Raw genomic sequence first — 22,032 nt, 5'->3', positions numbered from 1 at the left:
GCGCCACGGCGCGCCATTGCTTGCGGTTGCTGGTTGTGGCCGCGGTGATCGGTCTGCTGGTCGTGCCCGCCCTGGCGGCCGGCTGGGCCGCGTGGCAGGGGCAGCCGTGGGTCATGGACTGGCCGCAGTCCCTGCGCCACGCGGCGGTGCTGGGCGCCGTGTTCTGCGGGTTGCGCCTGCTGCTGGCGGGGGCCGGGTGGCTGCTGCGCGCCGTGCTGCGCAGCTACTAAGGTGTACCGAAGTTGGAATGAAAACCAGCGCTGGCGCTCATCCTGTTTGCGCAGAAAGCTCACTTTTCTGATGTTTTCTCGCGCTCGCCAGTGCGGCAGGGCCCGTGCCGGTCGGCGGTGCGCGGGCGTCCGCGAGCAGGTGCGGGCCCGTGAAATTCTTGACGCGGATCAAATCTCGCGCAGAACGCATACGGGTTAATACCTAAGTCTCCCTGCAAGAACTAGCATGGTTGCATCACGTAACGATGCATTGCTTGCGAGGAGTTCCTATGGCGTCTACGCCCGCACCCGAAACCGGTCCCATCACCTCCAGACCGGAACCCGATTCCAATAAAAAACTCGCCTTCCTGCTGCTGGCCCTGGTGCTGTACGGCATCGTGCTGGCCCTGCCGCAGCCGGCCGGCCTCAGCGCCTCGGGCCAGGTGGCCCTGGGCCTGCTGGTGCTGGTCGTGGTGCTGTGGATCAGCGAATGCGTCTCGCCCGCCAACAGCGCGGTGATCCTGACCGGCGCCGCCGTGCTGGGGCTGATGGGCACCTCGCTGACCGAAGGTGGCAAGGTGATGAATTCCTCGGCCGCGCTGACCACCATGCTCAGCGGCTTCTCGTCGACCGCCGTGCTGCTGGTGGCGGCCGCGCTGTTCCTGGCCGTGGCGCTCAAGCACACCGGCCTGGACAAGCGGATTGCGCTGATCGTCATGAGCAAGATCGGCGTCTCGCCAGCCCGCCTGGTGCTGGGCGCGATGATCGTCGGCTTCGTGCTGGCCCTGTTCATCCCCTCGGCCACGGCCCGCGTGGGCGCCGTGATTCCGATCATGATCGGCATCACCGCCGCCCTGGGTCTGGCCGTGAACAGCTCGCTGGGTGCCACCCTGATGATCGTCACCGCCAGTGCCTGCTCCATCTTCAACATGGCGATCAAGACCGGCGCGGCGCAGAACATCATCAGCCTGAACTTCATGCAGCAGGCCTTTGGCCACAACATCACCTGGGGCCAGTGGTTCATCACGGCCCTGCCGTTCACCATCGGCATGTGCGTGGTGCTGTTCTTTGCCGCGATGTGGATCCTGCGTCCCCAGGTGCCCGCCGGCGAGGACATGACCGCCAAGCTGCGCCAGCAACTGGCCGAGCTGGGCCCGGTCAGCGGTTCCGAAAAGCGCCTGATGGCCGTGGCGGCACTGTTGCTGGTGATGTGGTCCACCGAGGGCATGCTGCACCCGTTTGACACCACCACCACCACCCAGATCGGCATTGCCCTGCTGCTGATGCCCAAGATCGGGGTGATGCACTGGTCGCAGGCCGAAAAGCTGGTGCCCTGGGGCACGATCGTGCTGTTCGCCGCCTCCATCTCGCTGGGCAACCTGCTGTCCAAGACCGGCGCCGCCGGCTGGCTGGCGCAGCAGACGCTGGGCCAGATGGGCCTGTCGGCCCTGCCCGTGGTGGGCGTGATTGCCGCGCTGTCGGTGTTCAGCATCGTGCTGCACCTGGGCTTTGCCTCGGCCACCGGCCTGGCCAGCACGCTGATCCCCATCATGATCGCCTTCACGCAGACCCTGCCCGTGAGCCCCGAAACCGCGTTTGGCATCGTCATGATCCAGAGCTTCGTGGTCTCCTTCGGCTTCATCCTGCCCACCAACGCGCCGCAGAACATGCTGTGCTACGGCACCAATGCCTTCAACACCGCGCAGTTCGCCAAGGTCGGCATCGTGGTCACGCTGGCCGGCCTGGGCCTGATCCTGCTGCTGTCCGCCACCCTGTGGCCCGCCATGGGGGTGCTGTAAATGGGGGCACGCATTGGCATCATCGGCGCCGGCCAGGTCGGTGCGGCCGCCGGCTACCTGCTGTCGGCCACGCCGGGCATCAGCCAGATCGTGCTGGTCGACCAGAACGAGGCCCGCGCCGCCGGTGAGGCGGCCGACATCGGCCATGCCGCCGCCTTTGGCACGGCCGCCCGCGTCAGCGAAGGCGACTACGCCGACCTGGCCGGGGCCTCGGTGGTGGTCATCACCGCCGGCGCCAGCCTCAAGCCCGGCCAGACGCGGCTGGAGCTGCTGCAGCAGAACCTGAAGATGACGGACACCATCATCGACCAGGTCCTGAAGGTGGCGCCCGACGCCGTGCTGCTGTTCGCCACCAACCCGGTGGACGTGATGCCCGCCATCGCCGTGCACCGCTACGGCCTGCCGCCGGGCCGCGCGATTGGCACCGGTTGCTCGCTGGACTCCATCCGCTTCCGCGACCGGCTGGCCGACTACCTGGGCGTGGCCTCGCAGTCCGTCCACGCCTATGTGCTGGGCGAGCACGGGGATTCGTCCGTGCCGCACTGGAGCAGCGCCCAGATCGCGGGCATGCCGGTGACGGAGTTTGCCGCCCAGCTGGGCCGGCCCATCGACGCCGCCATGCAGGCGCGGATTGCCGAGGACGTGCGCACCTCGGCCTACCGCATCAAGGCCGGCAAGGGCGTGTCCAACTTCGGCATCGGTGGCTGCATTGCGCGGCTGGTGAAGGCCATCGTCGCCGACGAACAGTCGGTGTTCGCCGTGTCCACCTGCATGCCCGAGTTGCTGGGCGTGCGCGACACCTGCGTGTCCCTGCCCCACCTGATCGGCGCGCGCGGGGCCTCGACCCCGTTCCTGCCCGGTTTGAATGCCCAGGAGACCGAGGCCCTGCGCGCTAGCGCGGCGCTGCTGGCCGGCACGATTGCCGACGGGCTGCAGTCCCTGCAGCGCTGAGCGCAGCCCCTGCGGCCGCGCCCGCAGACACCCCCCACGAAAAGGCCCGCAGATGCGGGCCTTTTTGTTCTGGATGGGGGCGTCGCGCTCAGCGGCGGCGGGCGGCCTCGTACAGGCCGGTGACCCGCGGCACGTTGCGCTGCAGCTCGCGGATGCGCTCGGGGCCGCTGGGGTGGGTGGACAGAAAGGCCAGGCCATTGGCGTTGCTGCCCGTGGCATTGCCCATTTTTTCCCACAGGCTGACGGCAGCGTTCGGGTTGTAGCCCGCGCGCGCGGCGATCTCCAGGCCGACCAGGTCGGCATCGCTTTCATCGTTGCGGCTGAAGCGCAGGCTCAGCAATTGGCCGCCCAGGCGGGCCGCGTAGTTGCCCACATCGCCCAGGCCCAGCAGCTGGGCCCCCAGGGAAATACCCAGGCTGGTGGCGGTGTTCTTGGCCAGCTGTTCGCGCGAGTGCTCGCGCAGGGCGTGGGCCATCTCGTGGCCCATGACCATGGCGATCTCGTCGTCGCTCAGGCGCAGCTTGTCGATGATGCCGGTGAAGAAGGCGATCTTGCCGCCTGGCATGCAGAAAGCGTTGATGTCGTTGCTGCGGATCAGGGCCACCGACCACTGCCACTGCCGGGCGCGCTCGTTCCACGCGGCGGTGTGCGGGATCAGGGCCTGGGCAATGCGTTGCAGGCGCTGGGTCTGCGCATCACCGGCGGGCACCAGCTTGCCCTGGCTGCGGGCCTCCTGCAGCAGCTTGGCGTATTCCTGCTCGGCCGCCTGCTCCAGCTCTTCGGCCGGCACCAGGTGGCGCAGGCGCGAGGATGCCCCCACATCCACCTGGGCCCAGGCTGGCAGCGTCGCACTGGCCGTGGCCGCGCCGCCCAGCAGCAGAAAGGCCCGGCGCGCCTGCCACAGGCTGCGCGGTGTGCCGGCCGGGGCGCAGGCGCCATCCTGGCCGCACCAGCAGCCGGCGGGGTGGTCATCAAAAGGGGTGTGGGGGGGCAGTGCAGGGTGCATAGGGGGTGTCCATCCTCAATCCGCCCCAAGTGTAGAAGCGTCTGCGCCCTCAGCCGTGTCGGTCTTGGCGCATTTCGCTGTGCACCACCAGCCACAGGCCGCACAGCACCAGGGCCAGGCCGGCCACGGCCAGCCAGGTGGGCGCCTCGCCCACGATCAGGATGGACAGCACGAAGGCGGTGATGGGTTCGAACTTGCTCAGGGCCACGCTGGTCGCGGCCGACACGGTGCGCAGGCCGCTGGAAAACAGCAGGTAGGCGACGCCGGTGGCCACCAGGCCCAGGTACAGCACCACGCCCAGCCCGCGGGGGCTGAGCTGGGGCTCACCGCCCAGCACTGCCGCCAGCGGCAGGGACAGCAGGGCTGCGCTGCCAAAGACCCAGGCATTGACGCGTGCCACGCCGGCCTGGCGCACCAGGGTCTGGCTCAGCACGGCATAGGCCCCATAGGTCAGGCCAGCCAGCAGGCACAGGCCGATGCCCAGCCAGGAGACCTGCCAGTCCCCGGGCTTGCCCAGCCCCATGACAAAGCCGCCGACCACGCCGATGGTCGTGCCCAGCCACCACAGGCCCGCGGGCCAGCGCCGCAGCAGCACCGCCTGCAGCAGGCCGGCCCAGATCGGGCTGGAGCCCAGGGCCACGGCCGTGCCAAAGCCCACGCCGGTGCGCTGCAGCCCGGCAAAGAACGTCAGGTTGTAGGTGGCCATGCACAGCGCGCAGACCAGCAGGCGCGGCAGGTCCAGCGGGCGGCGGGCCGGGTCGCTGCGCCCCACCAGCCCGCACAGGGCGACGAAGAAGGCGCCGGCCACCACCAGGCGCAGGGCGCCCACCCAGTAGGGGGAGAGGTCGGTCGGGGCGAAGCTCTGGGCGGTGCCGGTGGTGCCCCAGAGCATGGCGGCACCCAGCACCAGCAGGATGCCGTGGGCGGAAGAATTCGAGGACTGCATGGGGGGCGATGCTGCCAGCGGCGGCGCCGGCAAATGTCGAGCAACGCGCATTCTGCGCGCGCCGGGTCAGCGCCGGCGCAGGGCGCGCGCGCCGGTGCCCCGGTCGCGCCGCAGGGCATAGGCCAGGGCGCTGGCGCTGGCGTAGCCGCAGTCCGCAGCGCTGGCCTCCAGGCTGCGGCCGCGCGCCAGCAGGTGCTCGGCCTGGTCCAGGCGCAGCTGGCGCAGCCATTGCTGCGGCGTGCGGCCGGTCAACTCCAGCCAGCGGGCGTGGAAGCGCTGCGGGCTGAGGTGGCAGCACGCCGCCATGCGGGCCGTGGGCCAGGGGGTGTGCAGTGCGCGGCGGATGTGTGCCTCCAGGGCCTGCACATCCACGCCGCGGCGCGGCAGCAGTGTGGGGGCGTCCAGCAGCAGCTGCAGGCGCTCGGTCGCGGCCAGGGCCTGGGGCGGGCAACTGGCCGCGCGCGGCACCTGAAAGCGTCGCAGCTTGTCCAGCGCAGTGCAGGGCGGGGCCACCACGTCCATCACCAGCATCTGCGCCCCGGGCGGCGCCAGGTAGGCGTGGCGCGTGCCGGCCGGGATCCACAGGCCGGTGATCGTGTCGACATAGGCGCTGTGGCCGTCCACCTCCAGCTCCATGCGGCCCGACAGCGCGTACAGCAGCTGGGCATGCGTGGCGTGTGCGTGCGCAGGATGCTCCCCGCCGTAGTGGCGCAGGCTGCAATCCAGGGTAACAGGCAGTGAGGGCGTCAACATGGTGGCGGGCGAAGGGGGTGGCGCTGGTGATAATGGCACAACGCTTGTTGCCCACACCATGCCCGACGCTTCTCGCCCTGCTGCCCCCGCTTCCGCTTCGCCCCGCCGCTCCTGGGCGGACACCCTCAAGGTCTATGCCGAACCCGCCAGCCTGCGCATGCTGGCGTTGGGCTTTTCGGCCGGTTTACCCTTGCTGCTGGTGCTGGGAACGCTCTCATTTTGGTTGCGCAAGGCCGGGATCGACCGCTCCACCATCGGCTACATGAGCTGGGTCGGCCTGGCCTATGCCTTCAAGTGGGTCTGGTCGCCGCTGGTGGACCGCCTGCCGCTGCCGGTGCTGCACGGCTGGCTGGGGCGCCGGCGCAGCTGGCTGCTGCTGGCGCAGGGCCTGATCATCGGCGGGCTGCTGGGCATGGCCTTCACCGATCCGCAGCAGGACCTGAACCGCATGGTCTGGTGCGCCCTGGCCGTGGCCTTCGGTTCGGCCACGCAGGACATTGCGCTGGATGCCTTCCGCATCGAATCGGCCAACGCCGAGCGCCAGGCCGCGCTGGCGGCCACCTACCAGACGGGCTACCGGCTGGCCATGATCTGGGCCGGCGCCGGGGCGCTGTGGCTGGTGGCGGCGGCCCTGCAGGGCACCACCACCTATGTGCATGGCGCCTGGCAGCTGGCCTATGGCGTGATGGCCGCCAGCATGCTGGTCGGCGTGTGCACCGTGCTGCTGTCGCCGGAGCCCGCGGGCCGTGCGCAGACCCCGGCGCGCAACCTGACCGAGTGGCTGCGCGAGGCGCTGGTGGCGCCGTTTGTTGATTTCGTGCGCCGCTACGGCTGGCAGGCCATCCTGATCCTGGCGCTGATCGGCATCTACCGCATCAGCGACGTGGTGATGGGCATCATGGCCAACCCCTTCTACGTCGACATGGGCTACAGCGAGGGCGAGGTGGCCACGGTCAGCAAGGTCTTCGGCGTCATCATGACCCTGGTGGGCGCCTTCATCGGCGGGGTGATATCCATGCGCATCGGCGTGATGCGCGTGCTGATGCTGGGGGCCGTGCTGTCGGCCGCCAGCAACCTGCTGTTCGCCTGGCTGAGCACGCGCGGCCACGACCTGACCGGCCTGACCCTGGTGGTCAGCGCCGACAACCTCGCCGGTGGCATCGCCTCGGCGGCGTTCATCGCCTACCTGTCCAGCCTGACGAACGTGCAGTACTCGGCCACGCAGTACGCGTTGTTCAGCTCCATGATGATGCTGGCGCCCAAGTGGCTGGCCGGCTTTTCGGGCGCGTTTGTCGACGTCCATGGCTATGTGACGTTCTTCGTCGGCACGGCCTGCCTGGGCCTGCCGGTGCTGCTGCTGGTGGCCTTGGCCTCACGCATCAAAATGACCGCCAATGCTTGATGCGCCTGCGCAGACTGCTATGGCTTTGAGCTGGCGGTTCGGCCCACACAGGCCGGCCGCTGCGCTGCGCCGCCTGGGCGGCCTGCGCTTTACCCGGGCTTTACGTGACAGACAAACAGGCCCCCTACACTGGCGGGCATGAGCACACACAACCTGTTGATGATCGAGGACGATGTGCGCCTGGCCGACATGGTCAGCGCCTATCTGGGCCAGAACAGCCTGTCGGTGCAACACTGTGCCGATGCCACCAGCGGCCTGGCCCAACTGCAGGGTGCGGGGGCGCTGCCGGACCTCGTCATCCTGGACCTGATGCTGCCCGACATGGACGGGCTGGAAGTCTGCCGCCGCCTGCGCGCCATGCAGGGGCCTGCCGCCAAGGTGCCGGTGCTGATGCTGACGGCCAAGGGCGACCCCATGGACCGCGTGATCGGCCTGGAGATCGGTGCCGACGACTACCTGCCCAAACCCTTCGAGCCGCGCGAGCTGCTGGCGCGCATCCGCGCCATCCTGCGCCGCCGCGGTGACGATGCGCCCGCCGCCAGCGCGGTGCGCAGCACACCGGCCCTGCGTTTCGGCAGCCTGGAGATCGACCGGGATGCCCGCACCGTGACCGTGGCCGGACAGCCGGCGGAATTGACCAGCTACCAGTTCGACCTGCTGGTGGCGCTGGCCGAGCGCGCTGGCCGCGTGCTGACGCGCGACCAGATCATGGAGGCCGTGCGTGGCCGCGAGCTGGAGGCCTTCGACCGCTCCATCGACGTGCACATGGGCCGCATCCGCGCGGCCATCGAGGCCGACCCCAAGGCCCCCAAGCGCATCCTGACGGTGCGCGGCGTGGGCTATGTCTTCGCCAAGCAGCAGGACTGAGGCGCGCATGTTCAAGGTCTTTTCCCAACGGCTGTACCTGCGCATCTGGCTGGCGGTGGTGGGCGGCGTGGCCGTGCTGACCCTGGTGGTCGGCTGGGCCTGGCGCGTGGCGGAGGAATACAACGCCAGTAACAACGCCCAGCAGACCAACAACGCGCGCGAACTGGTGATCCGGGACGGGCAGGGGCAGATCCTGCTGCAGGGCCCGTTCGAGCGCATCCGCCGCCCCGGCGCGGACGGCGTGGTGTTCAACATCGAGGGCACGGACGGTCAGACCTACCATCTGGAGATGGCCCCGCGGGCCCAGCCTGGTGGCGGCAATCCGCGCGAACGCGCCGGGGGTGGCCGCCCGCCCCCAGGGCATGGCGGCCAGGACTGGGCCTTCTGGCTGCGGCCGCCGTTTGGCTTCCTGTGGCTGCTGGGCCTGATCGGCCTGGTGGTGGTGGTGGGCGTGTTCCCCATCATCCGGCGCCTGCTCAAGCGGTTGGAGAACCTGCAGCGCGGCGTGCAGCGTTTCGGCGAAGGCGACCTGAGCGTGCGCGTGCCCACCGAGGGGCGCGACGAGGTGGCCGACCTGGCGCGCCAGTTCAATGCCGCGGCCGGCCGCATCGAGGCCCTGGTGCAGTCGCACAAATCGCTGCTGGCGAATGCCTCGCACGAGCTGCGCTCTCCGCTGGCGCGCATCCGCATGGGGCTGGAGCTGATGGGCGGCGACAGCGCCTCGGTGGCGGCGGCCAAGGCCGAGATCCAGCGCAACATCGCCGAGCTGGACCAGCTGGTGGACGAGATCCTGCTGGCCAGCCGGCTGGAGTCGCCCGAGGTGGACGTGGGCAGCACCGAGGCGGTGGACCTGATCGGGCTGGCCGCCGAGGAATGCGCGCGCGTGGACGCCGACCTGGACGTGGAGGCCACCGAGGGCCTGGAGGTGCCGGCGATTGCCAAGCTGGTGCGCCGCGCCCTGCGCAACCTGCTGGAGAATGCCCGCCGCTACAGCCATGGCGAGGTCAGCCTGACGCTGTCGCGCGAGGGGGCGATGGCCGTGATCCGGGTCGAGGACATCGGCCCCGGTGTGCCGCCGGCGCAGCGCGAGCGCATCTTTGAAAAGTTCTACCGCCTGCCCGGGGCCAGCGAGCGCTCGGGGGGCGTGGGCCTGGGCTTGTCCCTGGTGCGCAGCATTGCGCAGCGCCATGGTGGCAGCGTGCGTTGCGAGGACCGCCGCGATGGCCGCCCCGGCGCCAGCTTCGTGCTGCGCCTGCCGCTGCAGGCGGCCGGCTGAGACCGCCAGCGAAATATTTCACCCACAAAAAAGGGCTGCCAGTGGCAGCCCTTTTTGCAGTGTGCGTGCGCTGGATCAGCGGATCAGCATCACGGGCACGGAGCAGTTGGCCAGCACCTGGGTGGAGACCGAGCCCATCACCAGCTTGCCCAGCGAGCCGTGGCCGTGGGTGCCCATGATGATCAGGTCGAACTTCTCGTCCTCGGCGATCTTGGCAATCGTGGTGCCTGCGGGGCCGATTTCGGCACGGGTGTGCACGGCGATGCCGCTTTGCGCCAGGAACTTGGTGACGGGGTCCAGCACCTTGGCCGATTCTTCCGCGTAGTACTCATCCACCATCTCCTTGCTCAGGGCCGCGCGGGCGCGGGGAGGCAGGGACGGCTGGACGGTCAGGGCGGTGTATTCATGGCGGCCTGCGGTGATCAGCTCTTCGTGCGCAGCCAGGTAGGCCAGCATTTTCTTGGTGAAGGGGCTTCCGTCGACAGCGAGCAGGATTTTCATGGCAAATATCTCCAAAAGGACAAGGGACAGCGTAATCACTGGCGCCAATGTTGTCTTGACTTACGTCATGTTTTTGGGGCGACGCAGCTGGAAAGCCCAGAAATCATAAGCGGATGCAGCGGCCGGGCTGGAAATGCGCCTGCTCGCCCTTGCGCGCATAGCCCAGCGGGTTGGCCACCACGCGGCACTGCCAGGGGCGACCATCGGCATGGTGGCCCTGGGCGGTGTAGTCGCTGGGGGCGTGCAGGTGGCCGTGCAGCCACAGCTGGGCTTGGGGCAGCAGCTCGTCCAGCGTATTGCAAAAGCCGGCCGTGCCGGGCACCAGGCCGTAGCGCGGGTCGCTGCTGCGCAGGCTGGGGGCGAAGTGGGTCACGACCACGGTGGGGCCTTCGCAGGGTTGCTGCAGCGCGTTGCGCAGCCAGGCCTGGCATTCCAGCGCCTGGGCGCGCATGGGCTCGGCCAGGAAAGGCTGGCCGTGGCGGGTGCCACCGGTTTTGCTGAGGTAGAAGTTGGCGGCGCGGAAGGACTTCTCGCGCAGCTTCAGCAGGCGGCCGACGTCGCCGGCCTGCACCTGATCGTCCAGCAGGGCGATGGCGTCGTAGTCGGTCCACAGCGTGGTGCCGACAAAGCGCACGCCGTCCAGCACCGTGGTGGCGCGTTCCAGCCAGATGAGGCCCAGCGCATCGCAGACGCGGCGCAGGCGGTCGTGGGCCGCGTCCCAGTCCTGGGCGTCGTACTCGTGGTTGCCGGGCACGAACACCACCGGGCAGGGCCAGCCGGCGAACTGCGGCAGGGGCGAAAAGCGCTCCAGCCCGAAATATTCGCCCTGCAGCAGGCTGCCGGCCTGGTAGGAGCCGATGTCGCCGGCCAGCACCAGCACCTGGGCATCGGCGGCCGGGGTGGGCTGAAAGTGGGGGTGAACTTCGAGGTGGAGGTCGGACAGCAGTTGCAGGTTCATGGCGACAGGAAGGTGCTCGGCGGCCATTGTCCGGCATCGGCGGGACGCAGGGTGTTCAGGGGCTGAAGGCTTTGAGGGCGGCGCGGTTCAGCGCCTGCAGCAGCCAGTCGTAGGCAGGGCGGTGCGGGCCACGCTTGTGCCACAGCGCATCGACATGCACGGCGGGCACTTCCAGCGGTAGCGGGTGCACCTGCAGCTGCGCCGCAAGCCCGGTGATGGGTACGAAGTGGCGCGGCAGCACGGTCACCAGGTCGGACTGGGCCACCACCCGGGCGGCCGTGGTGTACTGGTTCACGGTCATCACGATCTGCCGCTCGCGGCCCAGGGCGGCCAAGGCCTCGTCGATGAAACCGTAGGCGCGGCCGGAAAAGCTGACCAGCAGGTGGCGGGCGGCGCAGTAGTGCTCCAGCGTCAACGGCATCCAGGCCAGGGGGTGGTCCTTGCGCATCACGGCCACGTATTCGCCGTCGTAGAGGCGCCGGTGCTCGTGCGCCACCAGGGTGCCGGCCTGGGCGCGGGCGGTCAGGTCGGCCAGCACGGCGGGGAAGTAGCCCACGGCCATGTCGGCGGTCTCGGCATCCAGCAGGCCGCGCGGGTCGCGGGTGGTCAGCGGCACGATGCGGATGGCCAGCTGTGGGGCCTCGCGCTCCAGGATGCCGACCAGGTTGGGGATCAGGGTGCTGGCCGTGGCATCGGCCATGGCCAGCACCAGGGTGGTGGTGGCGCTGGCCGGGTCGAAGCGCTGCGGCGCCAGGCTGTGCTGCAGGTTGTCCAGGGCCTCGCGCACCACGGGCCACAGCGCCTGGGCGCGCGGCGTGGGCTGCACGCCGTGGCCGCGGCGCACCAGCAGCTCATCGCCCAGGGCGTCGCGCAGGCGGCGCATGGCGTTGCTGACAGCAGGTTGTGTGAGCGCTAACTTGTCGGCGGCGCGCGTCAGGCTGCCTTCGGCCATGACGGCATCGAACACGCGCAGCAAGTTCAGGTCCAGCAGGCGAAAGTCGTGGGGCGTCATGGCGGAAGATTTAATCATCACTGTGGTGAATGATGATGATTCAAAATATAAATTTGAAGGGTTTTAGGGATAACCCTAGTATTGCGGCTGTGCACTGACCGATGGACCACAAGTCCCCACCCAGGCGCACGTTTTAGGCCCTGACCATGACCACCTCGACCATCGCCCATCCCACTCCCCGCCAGGCTCCCCAAGCCCTGTTCCCTTGGCTGATCTCCATCGCTGCACAGCAGTGGAAGGCCTGGAAGGCCGCGCGCCGCGCCGTGCGCGCCGATGAGCTGACGTGGAACATGGCCCTACAGGATGCCCGCGTGATGGCCGACCTGTCGCGCGCCATGTCGGCGACCGCCGGCCAGCGCTAAGGCGCCCCGGCCCCTGCAGGCCCACCCCCAAAACCGCCGCTGCGCCGTCAGCGGCTTTTTTGTGGGCGCATAAAAAAAGGAGCATGCAGCGCATGCTCCTTTTGCTTTTGGCAGCGCTGGGTGTCTGAACGTCTTCAAACACCAGCGCAGGCAGCTCACTTTTTAAGCGGACAGACGGGCTTCCAGTGCGGCCTTGGTGTCCAGCAGGGCCTGGGGCAGGCCCTGGGCCAGCTGTTCGAAGTGGGCGGTGTGCAGCTTCAGCTCTTCGTTCCAGGCGGCCTTGTCGATGCCGGTGACGGTGGCGAACTGCTCAGCGCTGAAGTTCAGGCCGGTCCAGTTGATCTCGCCGTACTGGGGCGCCACGCCGAAGGCGGTGTCCTGGCCCTGCGCCTGGCCTTCGATGCGGTCGATCATCCACTTCAGCACGCGCATGTTTTCACCGTAGCCGGGCCAGACGAACTTGCCGTCGGCGTCCTTGCGGAACCAGTTGGTGGTGAAGATCTTGGGCAGGGCGGCGCCTTGCGCTTCGATCTGGGCGCCCAGCTTCAGCCAGTGGGCGAAGTAGTCGCTCATGTTGTAGCCGGCGAACGGCAGCATGGCGAAGGGGTCGCGGCGCACCACGCCCTGGGCGCCAAAGGCGGCGGCGGTGGTTTCCGAACCCATGGTGGCAGCCATGTAGACGCCTTCGGTCCAGTTGCGGGCTTCGGTCACCAGGGGCACGGTGGTGGAGCGGCGGCCGCCGAAGATGATGGCGTCGATCTTCACGCCCTTGGGGTCATCCCAGGCTTCGTCCAGCGCGGGGTTGTTGGTCGCGGCCACGGTGAAGCGGGCGTTGGGGTGGGCGGCCTTGGCGCCGGTTTCCTTGGCGATGGCGGGGGTCCAGTCCTGGCCCTTCCAGTCGATCAGGTGGTCGGGCAGCTTGCCCTGGTCCTTTTCCAGGCCTTCCCACCACACGTCGCCATCGTCGGTCAGCGCCACGTTGGTGAAGATGACGTTCTTGTCCAGGCTGCGCATGCAGTTGGGGTTGGTCAGCAGGTTGGTGCCGGGTGCCACGCCGAAGTAGCCCGCCTCGGGGTTGATGGCGCGCAGGCTGCCGTCGGCCTGGGGCTTGATCCAGGCGATGTCGTCACCAATCGTGGTGACCTTCCAGCCGGCGAAGCCGGCGGGGGGCACCAGCATCGAGAAGTTGGTCTTGCCGCAGGCCGAGGGGAAGGCCGCGGCCACGTGGTACTTCTGGCCTTCGGGGTTGGTCACGCCCAGGATCAGCATGTGCTCGGCCAGCCAGCCCTGGTCGCGGCCCATGGTGGAGGCGATGCGCAGCGCAAAGCACTTCTTGCCCAGCAGGGCGTTGCCGCCGTAGCCCGAGCCGTAGGACCAGATTTCGCGCGTTTCGGGGTAGTGCACGATGTACTTGGTCGTGGGGTTGCAGGGCCAACTGGTGCTGTCCTTCTCGCCGTCCTTCAGCGGGGCGCCCACGGTGTGCACGCAGGGCACGAACTCGCCATCGGTGCCGATCACGTCGTACACGGCCTGGCCCATGCGGGTCATGATCTTCATGTTCACGGCCACATAGGCGCTGTCGGACAGCTCGATGCCGATGTGGGCGATGGGCGAACCCAGGGGGCCCATGGAGAAGGGCACCACGTACATGGTGCGGCCGGCCATGCAACCGTCAAACAGCGGGTTCAGCGTGGCGCGCATCTCGGCCGGGGCCATCCAGTTGTTGGTCGGGCCGGCGTCTTCCTTCTTTTCAGAACAGATGTAGGTGCGGTCTTCCACGCGAGCCACGTCCGATGGATCGGACCAGGCCAGGTAGCTGCCGGGGCGCTTGGCGGGGTTGAGCTTCTTGAAGGTGCCCGCCTGAACCAGTTGCTCGCACAGTGCGTCGTACTCGGCCTGCGAGCCATCGCACCAGTGCACCTTGGCGGGCTTGCACAGGGCCACCATTTCGCTGACCCAGGCGATCAGCTTGGGGTTCTTCACATAGGCCGGGGCCTGCACTTGCAGGGCTTGGGGGGCGGGGGCGTTCATCAGAAGTCTCCAGGATGTTTAAAAGCGGTTATGCCAGGCCCCGTGGCGGAGGCTGGCACAACCGTTTTCTGACGGTCCGGTTGCTGCTTTTTGCAGCAGCAGGCGGCCATTCTAGGGAGCCGTCATAAAAATGCCATCCATGAATGCGGTAAATCTATGCATTTGGTGCATCACTATATGTGTGCAAGGAATGATGCAAGCGCCGCCTTGCCGGTTGGCGATGGCGGGTGCTGCCGGCGCTGGATGGCTGGCCGCCGCACAATGCGGGCTGTGAAAGGTTGAGTCATGTCCCCCCAAGAATTTCTGCAGGCCTTGCGCCAAACCCTGGGTGCCGAAGCGGTCTTGTCCGGCGATGCCGTGCCCGCGCGCTACCACACCGACTGGAGCGGCACGCCCCCCGTCGCACCGCTGGCCCTGGTCCGCCCCCGTAGCACTGAAGACGTCAGCGCCACCCTGCGCCTGTGCCACCAGCACCGCGTGCCCGTGGTGCCCCAGGGCGGCCTGACCGGCCTGGCCGGCGCCGCCGTGCCCAGCGCCGACTGCGTGGCGCTGTCGCTGGAGCGCATGCCGGCGATCGAAGCCATCGACGCCCGCTCCGCCACCATGACGGTGCAGGCCGGGGCCACGCTGCAGGCCGTGCAGGAAGCCGCCGTGGATGCGGGCCTGGCGTTCGGCGTGGACCTGGGCGCGCGCGGCAGCTGCCAGATCGGTGGCAACGTGGCCACCAATGCCGGCGGCAATGGCGTGCTGCAGCACGGCATGATGCGCGAGCAGGTGCTGGGCCTGGAAGTGGTGCTGGCCGACGGCACGGTGCTGCCCATGCTGCGGCCCATGCTCAAGAACAACACGGGCTACGACCTCAAGCAGTTCTTCATCGGCGCCGAGGGCACGCTGGGCGTGATCACCCGCGTGCTGTTGCGCCTGCGCCCGCTGCCACAGGCCAAGGCCACGGCCCTGGTGGCCCTGCCGGGTTTTGACCAGGCGCTGGCCGTGCTGCAGCGCATGCAGGGCCGCTTTGGCAATAGCGTGGCTGCGTTCGAGCTGATGTGGGACAACTTCGTGCAGGCCTCCGTGCAGTGGCAGCAGCTGCAGGCCCCGCTGGCGGAACGCCACCCGCTGCTGGCGCTGATCGACGTCGACGGCAAGGACGAGGCCAGCCTGCGCGAGGCCGTGGAAGCCGCCCTGGGCGACGCCATGGAGGCCGGCGAGGTGGCGGATGCCGTGATCGCCCAGTCGCAGACCCAGGCCAAGTCGCTGTGGAAGCTGCGCGAAGCCCCGGCCGAGCTGAACACCCAGATGCACCCGCCGGTGAACTTCGACGTCAGCCTGCCGCAGGCCGAGATCGGGCGCTTCGCCGCCGCCATCCAGGCTGCGTTTGACGCGCGCTGGCCCGGCCACCACACGCTGTTCTTTGGCCATGTGGGCGACGGCAACCTGCACGTCTCCACCGACGGCGCCACGGTGGGCGGCGCGTGCGAGGCGGTCGAGGCCGAGCTGTACCGCGTGGTGGGCGCCTTCCACGGCAGCGTGTCCGCCGAGCACGGCATCGGCCTGCACAAGAAGCCCTTCCTGGCCCTGAGCCGCACGCCCCAGGAACTGGCCGCCATGCGTGCCATCAAGGCCGCGCTGGACCCGCTGGGGTTGATGAACCCCGGCAAGGTGTTCTGATGGCCCGGGCCCGCGGCGCTGTGCGGCGCCGGGGCCATGGCATGTTTTTTGATAGCTGATTGCGTATGTCCCAAGAACCTTCGCCCTTTGTTTTTCATCCAGGCACGGCGCCGCTGCTGATTTCCATGCCGCATGCCGGCACCCATCTGCCCGCCGACATCGCCGCCCGGCTGACGCCCGAGGCCCGCGAGGTGCACGACACCGACTGGCACATGCCCCAGCTGTACGCCTGCGCCCAGGCCCTGGGGGCCTCCCTCCTGGTGGCCACGCATTCGCGCTATGTGATCGACCTCAACCGCGCGCCCGATGGCGCCAGCCTCTACCCCGGCCAGAGCGTGACCGGCCTGTGCCCGGTCGACAGCTTCGCCAGTACCGCCTTGTATGCGTCGGCGGCGCAGGCGCCCGATGCGGCCGAGATCGAGCGCCGCAAGCGCCTGTACTGGCAGCCCTACCACGACCAGCTGCGCGCCGAGCTGGACCGCCTGCAGCGCGTGCACCGCCGGGTCGTGCTGTGGGATGCGCACAGCATCCGCTCGGTGCTGCCGCGCTTCTTCGAGGGCCAGCTGCCCGACCTGAACCTGGGCACGGCCGACGGGGCCAGCTGCGATGCGGGCCTGGCCCAGCAGCTGCTGCAGATCGCGCAGACGGCGCCCGGCCACACGGCCGTGCTCAACGGCCGCTTCAAGGGCGGCCACATCACGCGCCACTACGGCGCACCGGCGCAAGGCATCCATGCCGTGCAGCTGGAGATGACGCAGTGCAGCTACATGCAGGAGCAGATGCCGTTCGACTTCCTGCCCGAGCGCGCCGCGCGCATCCAGCCCACGCTGCAGCGCCTGCTGCAGGCGGCGCTGGACTTCGCCCGCGCATGAGTGCATGAGCCTGCCGCTGTTCGACACCGAGCCCCAGCCCGCCCAGCCGCTGGCCGAGGGCGCGGTGTTACTGCGCGGTTGGGCCGCACGCCAGGACGCGGCCTGGATCGCGGCCGTGCAGCAGGTGCTGGCGCAGCAGCCCCTGCAGGCCGCGTTCACGGCCGGCGGGCGGCCCATGTCGGTGCGCACCAGCAACTGCGGCGAATGGGGCTGGGCCGCCGCCGGGCACCAGGGCTATGGCTACACGCGCAGTGACCCGCTGAGCGGCCGCCCGTGGCCGGCCATGCCCACTTTTTTGCAGCAACAGGCCCAGGCGCTGGCTGCGCAAGCGGGCTATCCGGGCTTTGATCCGGATGTCTGCCTGATCAATTGTTATGCCGTGGGCGCCAAGATGGGCCTGCACCACGATGCCGATGAGCGCGACAAGACCGCGCCCATCGTCTCGGTGTCGCTGGGCCTGCCCTGCAGCTTTGTCTGGGGCGGCCTGCAGCGCAGCGACCCGGTGCGCAGCCTGCGGCTGGAGCATGGTGATGTGCTGGTCTGGGGCGGGGCCTCGCGCATGGTCTTTCACGGGGTGCGGCCGCTGCCGGCGGGCCAGCACCATCTGCTGGGGGCCGAGCGCTGGAACCTGACCTTCCGCATGGCGCAGCGCCCCTACCGCGGCTGAGCTGCGCCATCGGCTGGGAGGGCGTGCGCCAGATGCGGGGGCCGGGAATCCACGGGCAGCGGCGCAGGGCATGCACAGCTTCCTACAATCGGGCCCCATGAGCCTGCCCCACTACACCCGCGCCCAAGAACTGCCCGCCTTGCTGCAACAGCGTATTGCCATCCTCGATGGCGCGATGGGCACCATGATCCAACGCTTCAAGCTGGGCGAGGCCCAGTACCGGGGCGAAGGCTATGCGGGTGCCGACGGTGCCGGCCAGCGGTTTGTGGACTTCCCGTACGACGTCAAGGGCAACAACGAGCTGCTGTCGCTGACCCGCCCCGATGTGATCCGCGACATCCACGAAAAGTACCTGGCCGCCGGGGCCGACCTGATCGAGACCAACACCTTCGGCGCGACCACCGTGGCGCAGGAGGACTACCACATGGCCGATCTGGCGCGCGAGATGAACCTGCGCAGCGCCCAGCTGGCGCGCGCCGCCTGCGACAAGTACAGCGTCAACGGCCGCAAGTGCTATGTGGCCGGCGCCCTGGGCCCCACGCCCAAGACGGCGTCCATCAGCCCCGATGTGAATGACCCCGGTGCGCGCAACGTGGACTTCGAGACCTTGCGCAAGGCCTATTTCGAGCAGACCGTGGCGCTGATCGAAGGCGGCGCGGACGTGATCCTGGTCGAGACCATCTTTGACACGCTCAACGCCAAGGCCGCGCTGTTCGCCGTCGAGGAAGCGTTCGAAGCCACGGGCGAGCTGCTGCCCATCATGATCAGCGGCACCGTGACCGATGCCTCGGGCCGCATCCTGTCGGGCCAGACCGTGACCGCTTTCTGGCACAGCGTGCGCCACAGCAACCCGCTGTCGGTGGGCCTGAACTGCGCCTTGGGTGCGACGCTGATGCGCCCCTACATCCAGGAGCTGGCCAAGGCCGCGCCCGACACCTTCATCAGCTGCTACCCGAATGCCGGCCTGCCCAACCCCATGAGCGACACCGGCTTCGACGAAACGCCCGACGTGACCAGCCGCCTGGTGCACGAGTTCGCGGCCGAAGGCCTGGTCAACATTGTGGGCGGCTGCTGCGGCACCACGCCCGACCACATTGGTGCCATCGCCAAGGCCGTGTCGGCCGACCAGGGCCGCAAGCTGTTCTACCCCGCCAACGCCTGAGGCGCGCACCACGGCCTGCCGCGCCCTTGCCGGGCGATTGCAGGTCAAATTGACCGTTCGCGCTGGCTGCGCGGGCGCAGGGCGCTCTGCTTTTTGATGCGCCCTGCCGCTGTGGTGAATTCGAATCACCACGCGGTGGCACGCATCTTGCCGTGCCGCAAATGGGTAAGTGAATGCAACAATCCGCTCAGATTCCCGTGATGCACCGTCATGGGGCATTTCTGCATGTCTGAAGGAAGTTGCATCCATGACCCACCACCGGGAGCTTCGCGAATCGGCGTACTGGCTGTTGGCCCTGCTGGCCGGGCTGCTGCTGGTGCGAATCCTGCCGGCGCCCGATGCGGCGCGCGGATTGGCCAGCTACCTGCCGCTGCACACCATCATGGAGATGCTGTCGATCGCCGTGGCGGCCATGGTCTTCAGCATTGCCTGGGTCACGCAGAAATACCGCCTCAACGGCCGCGCCCTGGTGCTGGGCATCGGCCTGCTGGGCGTGGCGCTGCTGGATCTGTCGCACGCCCTGTCGTACGCCGGCATGCCGGACTTCATCACCCCCAGCGGCCCGGAAAAGGCCATCAACTTCTGGCTGGCGGCGCGGGCCATGGCCGCAGCGGCGCTGCTGTGGGCGGCGCTGTGGCCCCAGGGCTGGAGTGGCTGGCTGGACCGGCGGGGGCGTTACCTCAGCCTGCTGGCCATGGGCGGCATCGTCGGGGCTGTGCACTACCTGCTGCTGGTCCATCCACAGATCATTCCGCGCACCTTCGTGCCCGGCAGCGGGCTGACGCCCCTCAAGATCCAGCTGGAATATGCGCTGATGCTGGCCTACCTCGTGGCGGGGCTGGGCTTCGTGGCCCAGGGCACGCGCGAGCCCGGGCGCATCTACCTGGCGCTGGCGGCGTTCATCCTGGGGATTGGCGAGTACTTCTTCACGCTGTACGCCAACGTGACCGATGTCTACAACCTGGCGGGGCACCTGTACAAGATCATCGCCTACGGTTTCCTGTACCGCGGGCTGTTCGTCGAAACCGTGCGCCAGCCCTATCTGGGGCTGCAGCAGGCCGAAGCGCGCCAGCGCGCCACGCTGGAAACCCTGCCCGACCTGCTGTTCGAAATGGACCGCAGCGGGGTGTACCTGGAGGTGCATGCCAACGATCCCGACCGGCTGGCGGCCTCGAACCAGCAACTGCTGGGCAGGTCTGTGACCGAGGTCCTGCCGCCCGAGGCCGCGGCCACCTGCCTGGCGGCGCTGGAGCAGGCCGAGTCCCAGGGCGTGGCCCGCGGCCAGCGCATCTGCCTGTCCCAGGCCGACGGGCTGCGCTACTTCGAGCTGGCCGTGGCCAAGAAGGCGGCGCCCCCCGGGCAACCATCCACCTACCTGGTGCTGTCGCGCGATGTCACGGATGCCGTGCACAACGAGCAGCACCTGATGGCCGAGTCCTTTCTAAATGCCGCCTTGCTGGACCTGCAGCACCACGATGGCTACGAGCTGGAAAGCGATTTTCTGCGCCGCGGCGTGGAGCATGCCCGGCGCCTGAGCCACAGCCCCGTGGCGCTGCTGCTGTTTGCGCGGCCCGATGAGCAGGGGACGGACCTGGCCATGGCGTTGATCCCGCAGGGCCTGGACCAGCAGGCCCTGGCCCAGGCCCTGCCCTGGCAGGAGGTGCTGCGCCAGCGCCGCGCCGTGGTGTGGCCCTGCCAGTGCGGCGACACCACCCTGGTGCAGCGCTGTGCCTGCCTGCCGGTGGTGGAGGGCGGGCGGGTGCGCATGCTGCTGGCGGTGGGCAACAAGCCCGAGGGCTACAGCGAACAGGACGTGCAGACCCTGCAGGCCCTGGCCGACACCATCTGGCAGCGCATCATGCAGCGGCGCCAGGAGGCCATCATCCACCGCCTGTCCGAGGCGCTGGACCAGAGCCCCTCGCCGGTGATGATGACCGACACCCAGGCCAGCATCCTGTATGTCAACCGCGCCTTCACCGAGGTCAGCGGCTACAGCGCCGAGGAGGTGCTGGGCCGCAACCCGCGCTTGCTGCAGTCCGGGCTGACGCCGCGCAGCACCTATGCCGAGATGTGGCACAAGCTGCCCCAGGGCCAGTCCTGGCAGGGCGAGCTGATCAACCGCCGCAAGAACGGCCAGACCTACACCGAGAGCGCCTCGCTCTACCCCATCCGCGACGCCTTCGGCCAGGTGACGCACTACGTGGCGCACAAGGAGGACATCAGCCGGCGCCGCGAGGCCGAGGAACGCATCCGCGCGCTGTCGAACTTCGACACCCTGACCGGGCTGAGCAACAAGAAGTCGTTCGAGGAACAGCTGGCCCAGGCCATCGAACGCAGCACGGCCCAGCACGAGCGGTTGTCGCTGCTGTGGTTCAACCTGGACCAGTTCAAGCTGATCAACGAAAGCCTGGGCCACGCGGCCGGCGACGAGCTGCTGGTGGAGCAGGCCAACCGCCTGCGCCACAGCCTGGGCACGCAGGTGCCACTGGCGCGCTATTCCAGCGACGTGTATGTGGCCATCGTGCCCCGCGCGGACCAGGCGGCCGTGGCGCTGATGGTGCAGGCCGCGCTGACCCTGCTGCAGACGGCGGTGCGCCTGCAGGGGCATACGCTGATGACCAGCGCCTCGGCCGGCGTGGCGGTATTCCCGGACGATGCCCAGACGGCGGGCACCCTGGCCTCGGCGGCCGAGGTGGCGATGTACCGCGCCAAGCAGGACGGGGGCAACACGCTGCGCTTTTTCGCGCCCGAGATGCAGGCGCACACGCGCCGCTCGCTTGAGCTGGCCTCGGGCCTCAAGCACGCCACCGCGCACGGCGAGCTGTTCCTGGTCTTCCAGCCGCAGTGCGCACTGGACAGCGGCGCCCTGACCGGGGCCGAGGCCTTGCTGCGCTGGCGCCATCCGCAGTGGGGGCTGGTCTCGCCGGCGGAATTCATCCCGATCGCCGAGCAGAGCGGCACCATCGTGGCCATCGATCTGTGGGTGCTGGAACATGCGGCGCTGCAGCTGCGCGCCTGGGACGCCCAGGGACTGCCGGAGCTGGTGGTGGCGGTCAACGTGTCGGCGGCGCAGTTCGGCCGCCCGCAGTTCGTGGAGGAGGTGCTGGCCACGCTGCAGCGGGTCGGGGTGGCGCCGCAGCGCATCGAGATGGAGCTGACCGAGGCCGTGGCGCTGAAGCAGCCCGAGCAGGCCGAGATCACCATCCGCAAGCTGCATGCCGCAGGCTTCCGCGTGGCGCTGGACGACTTCGGCACCGGCTATTCCTCGATGAGCTACCTGAAGCGCTATGCCATCGACAAGCTGAAGATCGACCAGTCCTTCGTGCGCGACCTGGCGGAGCAGGGCAGCGACCAGGCCATCGTCACGGCCATCATCCGCATGGCCCAGAGCCTGGGCCTGCGCACCATCGCCGAAGGCGTGGAAACCGCCGAGCAGGCACAGCTGTTGCAGGCCTATGGCTGCGACGAGATGCAGGGTTACTGGTACAGCCGGCCGCTGGAGCCGCAGGCCTTTGCCGCGTTCGCCCAGCGCCACCGGTCGTCGCTGGCCTTGCCCCAGTGAGCGCCGCCCGCCGCACTGGGCGGGGAGG

19 protein-coding genes are annotated in these 22,032 nt (G+C 68.8%); 12 read left to right on the top strand and 7 right to left on the bottom strand.

Annotation, left to right across the window (positions count from 1 at the left end):
- Positions 1–20 precede the first annotated feature (20 nt).
- The 3 genes from FYM52_RS11010 to FYM52_RS11000 all read left to right on the top strand — a co-directional run bounded on the left by FYM52_RS11010 (position 21) and on the right by FYM52_RS11000 (position 2,959).
- Complete coding sequence (locus FYM52_RS11010) at positions 21–230, top strand: hypothetical protein (RefSeq protein ID WP_154164130.1); 210 nt, start codon at positions 21–23, stop codon at positions 228–230.
- Positions 231–499: 269 nt separating this feature from the next.
- A complete protein-coding gene (locus FYM52_RS11005) occupies positions 500–2,008 on the top strand; it encodes a DASS family sodium-coupled anion symporter (RefSeq protein ID WP_042412010.1) in 1,509 nt (502 codons plus the stop codon).
- Complete coding sequence (locus FYM52_RS11000) at positions 2,009–2,959, top strand: lactate dehydrogenase (RefSeq protein WP_045265742.1); 951 nt, start codon at positions 2,009–2,011, stop codon at positions 2,957–2,959.
- A gap of 88 nt (positions 2,960–3,047) precedes the next feature.
- Here the strand turns inward: FYM52_RS11000 and FYM52_RS10995 are convergent, their stop codons facing one another.
- The 3 genes from FYM52_RS10995 to FYM52_RS10985 form a co-directional block, all read right to left on the bottom strand.
- Positions 3,048–3,965, bottom strand: a complete 918-nt coding sequence (locus tag FYM52_RS10995) for a M48 family metallopeptidase (protein WP_154164129.1) — start codon at positions 3,963–3,965, stop codon at positions 3,048–3,050.
- Positions 3,966–4,014: 49 nt separating this feature from the next.
- On the bottom strand, positions 4,015–4,911 hold the full coding sequence (locus FYM52_RS10990) for a DMT family transporter (protein ID WP_154164128.1): 897 nt from the start codon (positions 4,909–4,911) through the stop codon (positions 4,015–4,017).
- A 66-nt stretch (positions 4,912–4,977) separates the two neighbouring features.
- A complete protein-coding gene (locus FYM52_RS10985; RefSeq protein ID WP_154164127.1) occupies positions 4,978–5,664 on the bottom strand; it encodes an AraC family transcriptional regulator in 687 nt (228 codons plus the stop codon).
- Between the two features lie 58 nt (positions 5,665–5,722).
- Here FYM52_RS10985 and FYM52_RS10980 point away from each other — a divergent pair, with 58 nt between their 5' ends.
- From FYM52_RS10980 to FYM52_RS10970, 3 genes are all read left to right on the top strand, one after another.
- Positions 5,723–7,066, top strand: a complete 1,344-nt coding sequence (locus tag FYM52_RS10980; RefSeq protein ID WP_154164126.1) for an MFS transporter — start codon at positions 5,723–5,725, stop codon at positions 7,064–7,066.
- A 138-nt stretch (positions 7,067–7,204) separates the two neighbouring features.
- Positions 7,205–7,933 (top strand): response regulator, encoded by a 729-nt coding sequence (locus tag FYM52_RS10975; RefSeq protein ID WP_043378282.1) that lies wholly within the window; start codon positions 7,205–7,207, stop codon positions 7,931–7,933.
- Positions 7,934–7,940: 7 nt separating this feature from the next.
- Entirely contained in the window at positions 7,941–9,209 is a 1,269-nt protein-coding gene (locus FYM52_RS10970; RefSeq protein WP_042412002.1) for an ATP-binding protein, read from the top strand.
- Positions 9,210–9,284: 75 nt separating this feature from the next.
- Here the strand turns inward: FYM52_RS10970 and FYM52_RS10965 are convergent, their stop codons facing one another.
- From FYM52_RS10965 to FYM52_RS10955, 3 genes are all read right to left on the bottom strand, one after another.
- Positions 9,285–9,710 carry a universal stress protein gene (locus FYM52_RS10965; protein ID WP_154164125.1) on the bottom strand — a complete coding sequence of 142 codons (426 nt, stop codon included), beginning with the start codon at positions 9,708–9,710 and terminating at the stop codon, positions 9,285–9,287.
- A 103-nt stretch (positions 9,711–9,813) separates the two neighbouring features.
- Complete coding sequence (locus FYM52_RS10960; RefSeq protein ID WP_154164124.1) at positions 9,814–10,668, bottom strand: metallophosphoesterase; 855 nt, start codon at positions 10,666–10,668, stop codon at positions 9,814–9,816.
- 55 nt (positions 10,669–10,723) lie between these two features.
- On the bottom strand, positions 10,724–11,680 hold the full coding sequence (locus FYM52_RS10955) for a LysR family transcriptional regulator (protein WP_042411995.1): 957 nt from the start codon (positions 11,678–11,680) through the stop codon (positions 10,724–10,726).
- A 146-nt stretch (positions 11,681–11,826) separates the two neighbouring features.
- Between FYM52_RS10955 and FYM52_RS10950 the strand changes: the two genes are divergently transcribed.
- Positions 11,827–12,042 carry a hypothetical protein gene (locus FYM52_RS10950; RefSeq protein WP_043378273.1) on the top strand — a complete coding sequence of 72 codons (216 nt, stop codon included), beginning with the start codon at positions 11,827–11,829 and terminating at the stop codon, positions 12,040–12,042.
- Positions 12,043–12,204: 162 nt separating this feature from the next.
- Here FYM52_RS10950 and FYM52_RS10945 read toward each other — a convergent pair whose 3' ends face one another.
- Positions 12,205–14,073, bottom strand: coding sequence for a phosphoenolpyruvate carboxykinase (GTP) (locus FYM52_RS10945; protein WP_043378271.1), 1,869 nt, complete (start codon positions 14,071–14,073; stop codon positions 12,205–12,207).
- 285 nt (positions 14,074–14,358) lie between these two features.
- On the opposite strand from FYM52_RS10945, the gene FYM52_RS10940 reads away from it, so the two are divergent.
- The 5 genes from FYM52_RS10940 (at position 14,359) to FYM52_RS10920 (ending at position 22,004) form a co-directional block, all read left to right on the top strand.
- Positions 14,359–15,741, top strand: coding sequence for an FAD-binding oxidoreductase (locus tag FYM52_RS10940; RefSeq protein WP_154164123.1), 1,383 nt, complete (start codon positions 14,359–14,361; stop codon positions 15,739–15,741).
- A 65-nt stretch (positions 15,742–15,806) separates the two neighbouring features.
- Positions 15,807–16,613, top strand: coding sequence for an N-formylglutamate deformylase (gene hutG, locus FYM52_RS10935; protein WP_154164122.1), 807 nt, complete (start codon positions 15,807–15,809; stop codon positions 16,611–16,613).
- A 4-nt stretch (positions 16,614–16,617) separates the two neighbouring features.
- Complete coding sequence (gene alkB / locus FYM52_RS10930) at positions 16,618–17,280, top strand: DNA oxidative demethylase AlkB (RefSeq protein WP_154164121.1); 663 nt, start codon at positions 16,618–16,620, stop codon at positions 17,278–17,280.
- Between the two features lie 97 nt (positions 17,281–17,377).
- Complete coding sequence (locus FYM52_RS10925) at positions 17,378–18,442, top strand: homocysteine S-methyltransferase family protein (protein ID WP_154164120.1); 1,065 nt, start codon at positions 17,378–17,380, stop codon at positions 18,440–18,442.
- Positions 18,443–18,689: 247 nt separating this feature from the next.
- Entirely contained in the window at positions 18,690–22,004 is a 3,315-nt protein-coding gene (locus FYM52_RS10920; protein WP_154164119.1) for an EAL domain-containing protein, read from the top strand.
- Positions 22,005–22,032 lie beyond the last annotated feature (28 nt).

Source organism: Comamonas sp. CAH-2, from assembly GCF_009668305.1.
Lineage (GTDB): Bacteria > Pseudomonadota > Gammaproteobacteria > Burkholderiales > Burkholderiaceae_C > Comamonas > Comamonas aquatica.
Note: the sequence above shows the minus strand (reverse complement) of the source record. Positions and strands in the feature narration are given on the sequence as shown.

Excerpts from the sequence above, each read along its gene's own strand:
- FYM52_RS11005 (WP_042412010.1), top strand. The coding sequence starts at position 500 with ATGGCGTCTACGCCCGCACCCGAAACCGGTCCCATCACCTCCAGACCG.
- FYM52_RS11000 (WP_045265742.1), top strand. The coding sequence starts at position 2,009 with ATGGGGGCACGCATTGGCATCATCGGCGCCGGCCAGGTCGGTGCGGCC.
- FYM52_RS10995 (WP_154164129.1), bottom strand. The coding sequence starts at position 3,965 with ATGCACCCTGCACTGCCCCCCCACACCCCTTTTGATGACCACCCCGCC.
- FYM52_RS10990 (WP_154164128.1), bottom strand. The coding sequence starts at position 4,911 with ATGCAGTCCTCGAATTCTTCCGCCCACGGCATCCTGCTGGTGCTGGGT.
- FYM52_RS10985 (WP_154164127.1), bottom strand. The coding sequence starts at position 5,664 with ATGTTGACGCCCTCACTGCCTGTTACCCTGGATTGCAGCCTGCGCCAC.
- FYM52_RS10980 (WP_154164126.1), top strand. The coding sequence starts at position 5,723 with ATGCCCGACGCTTCTCGCCCTGCTGCCCCCGCTTCCGCTTCGCCCCGC.
- FYM52_RS10975 (WP_043378282.1), top strand. The coding sequence starts at position 7,205 with ATGAGCACACACAACCTGTTGATGATCGAGGACGATGTGCGCCTGGCC.
- FYM52_RS10970 (WP_042412002.1), top strand. The coding sequence starts at position 7,941 with ATGTTCAAGGTCTTTTCCCAACGGCTGTACCTGCGCATCTGGCTGGCG.
- FYM52_RS10965 (WP_154164125.1), bottom strand. The coding sequence starts at position 9,710 with ATGAAAATCCTGCTCGCTGTCGACGGAAGCCCCTTCACCAAGAAAATG.
- FYM52_RS10960 (WP_154164124.1), bottom strand. The coding sequence starts at position 10,668 with ATGAACCTGCAACTGCTGTCCGACCTCCACCTCGAAGTTCACCCCCAC.
- FYM52_RS10955 (WP_042411995.1), bottom strand. The coding sequence starts at position 11,680 with ATGACGCCCCACGACTTTCGCCTGCTGGACCTGAACTTGCTGCGCGTG.
- FYM52_RS10950 (WP_043378273.1), top strand. The coding sequence starts at position 11,827 with ATGACCACCTCGACCATCGCCCATCCCACTCCCCGCCAGGCTCCCCAA.
- FYM52_RS10945 (WP_043378271.1), bottom strand. The coding sequence starts at position 14,073 with ATGAACGCCCCCGCCCCCCAAGCCCTGCAAGTGCAGGCCCCGGCCTAT.
- FYM52_RS10940 (WP_154164123.1), top strand. The coding sequence starts at position 14,359 with ATGTCCCCCCAAGAATTTCTGCAGGCCTTGCGCCAAACCCTGGGTGCC.
- hutG (WP_154164122.1), top strand. The coding sequence starts at position 15,807 with ATGTCCCAAGAACCTTCGCCCTTTGTTTTTCATCCAGGCACGGCGCCG.
- alkB (WP_154164121.1), top strand. The coding sequence starts at position 16,618 with ATGAGCCTGCCGCTGTTCGACACCGAGCCCCAGCCCGCCCAGCCGCTG.
- FYM52_RS10925 (WP_154164120.1), top strand. The coding sequence starts at position 17,378 with ATGAGCCTGCCCCACTACACCCGCGCCCAAGAACTGCCCGCCTTGCTG.
- FYM52_RS10920 (WP_154164119.1), top strand. The coding sequence starts at position 18,690 with ATGACCCACCACCGGGAGCTTCGCGAATCGGCGTACTGGCTGTTGGCC.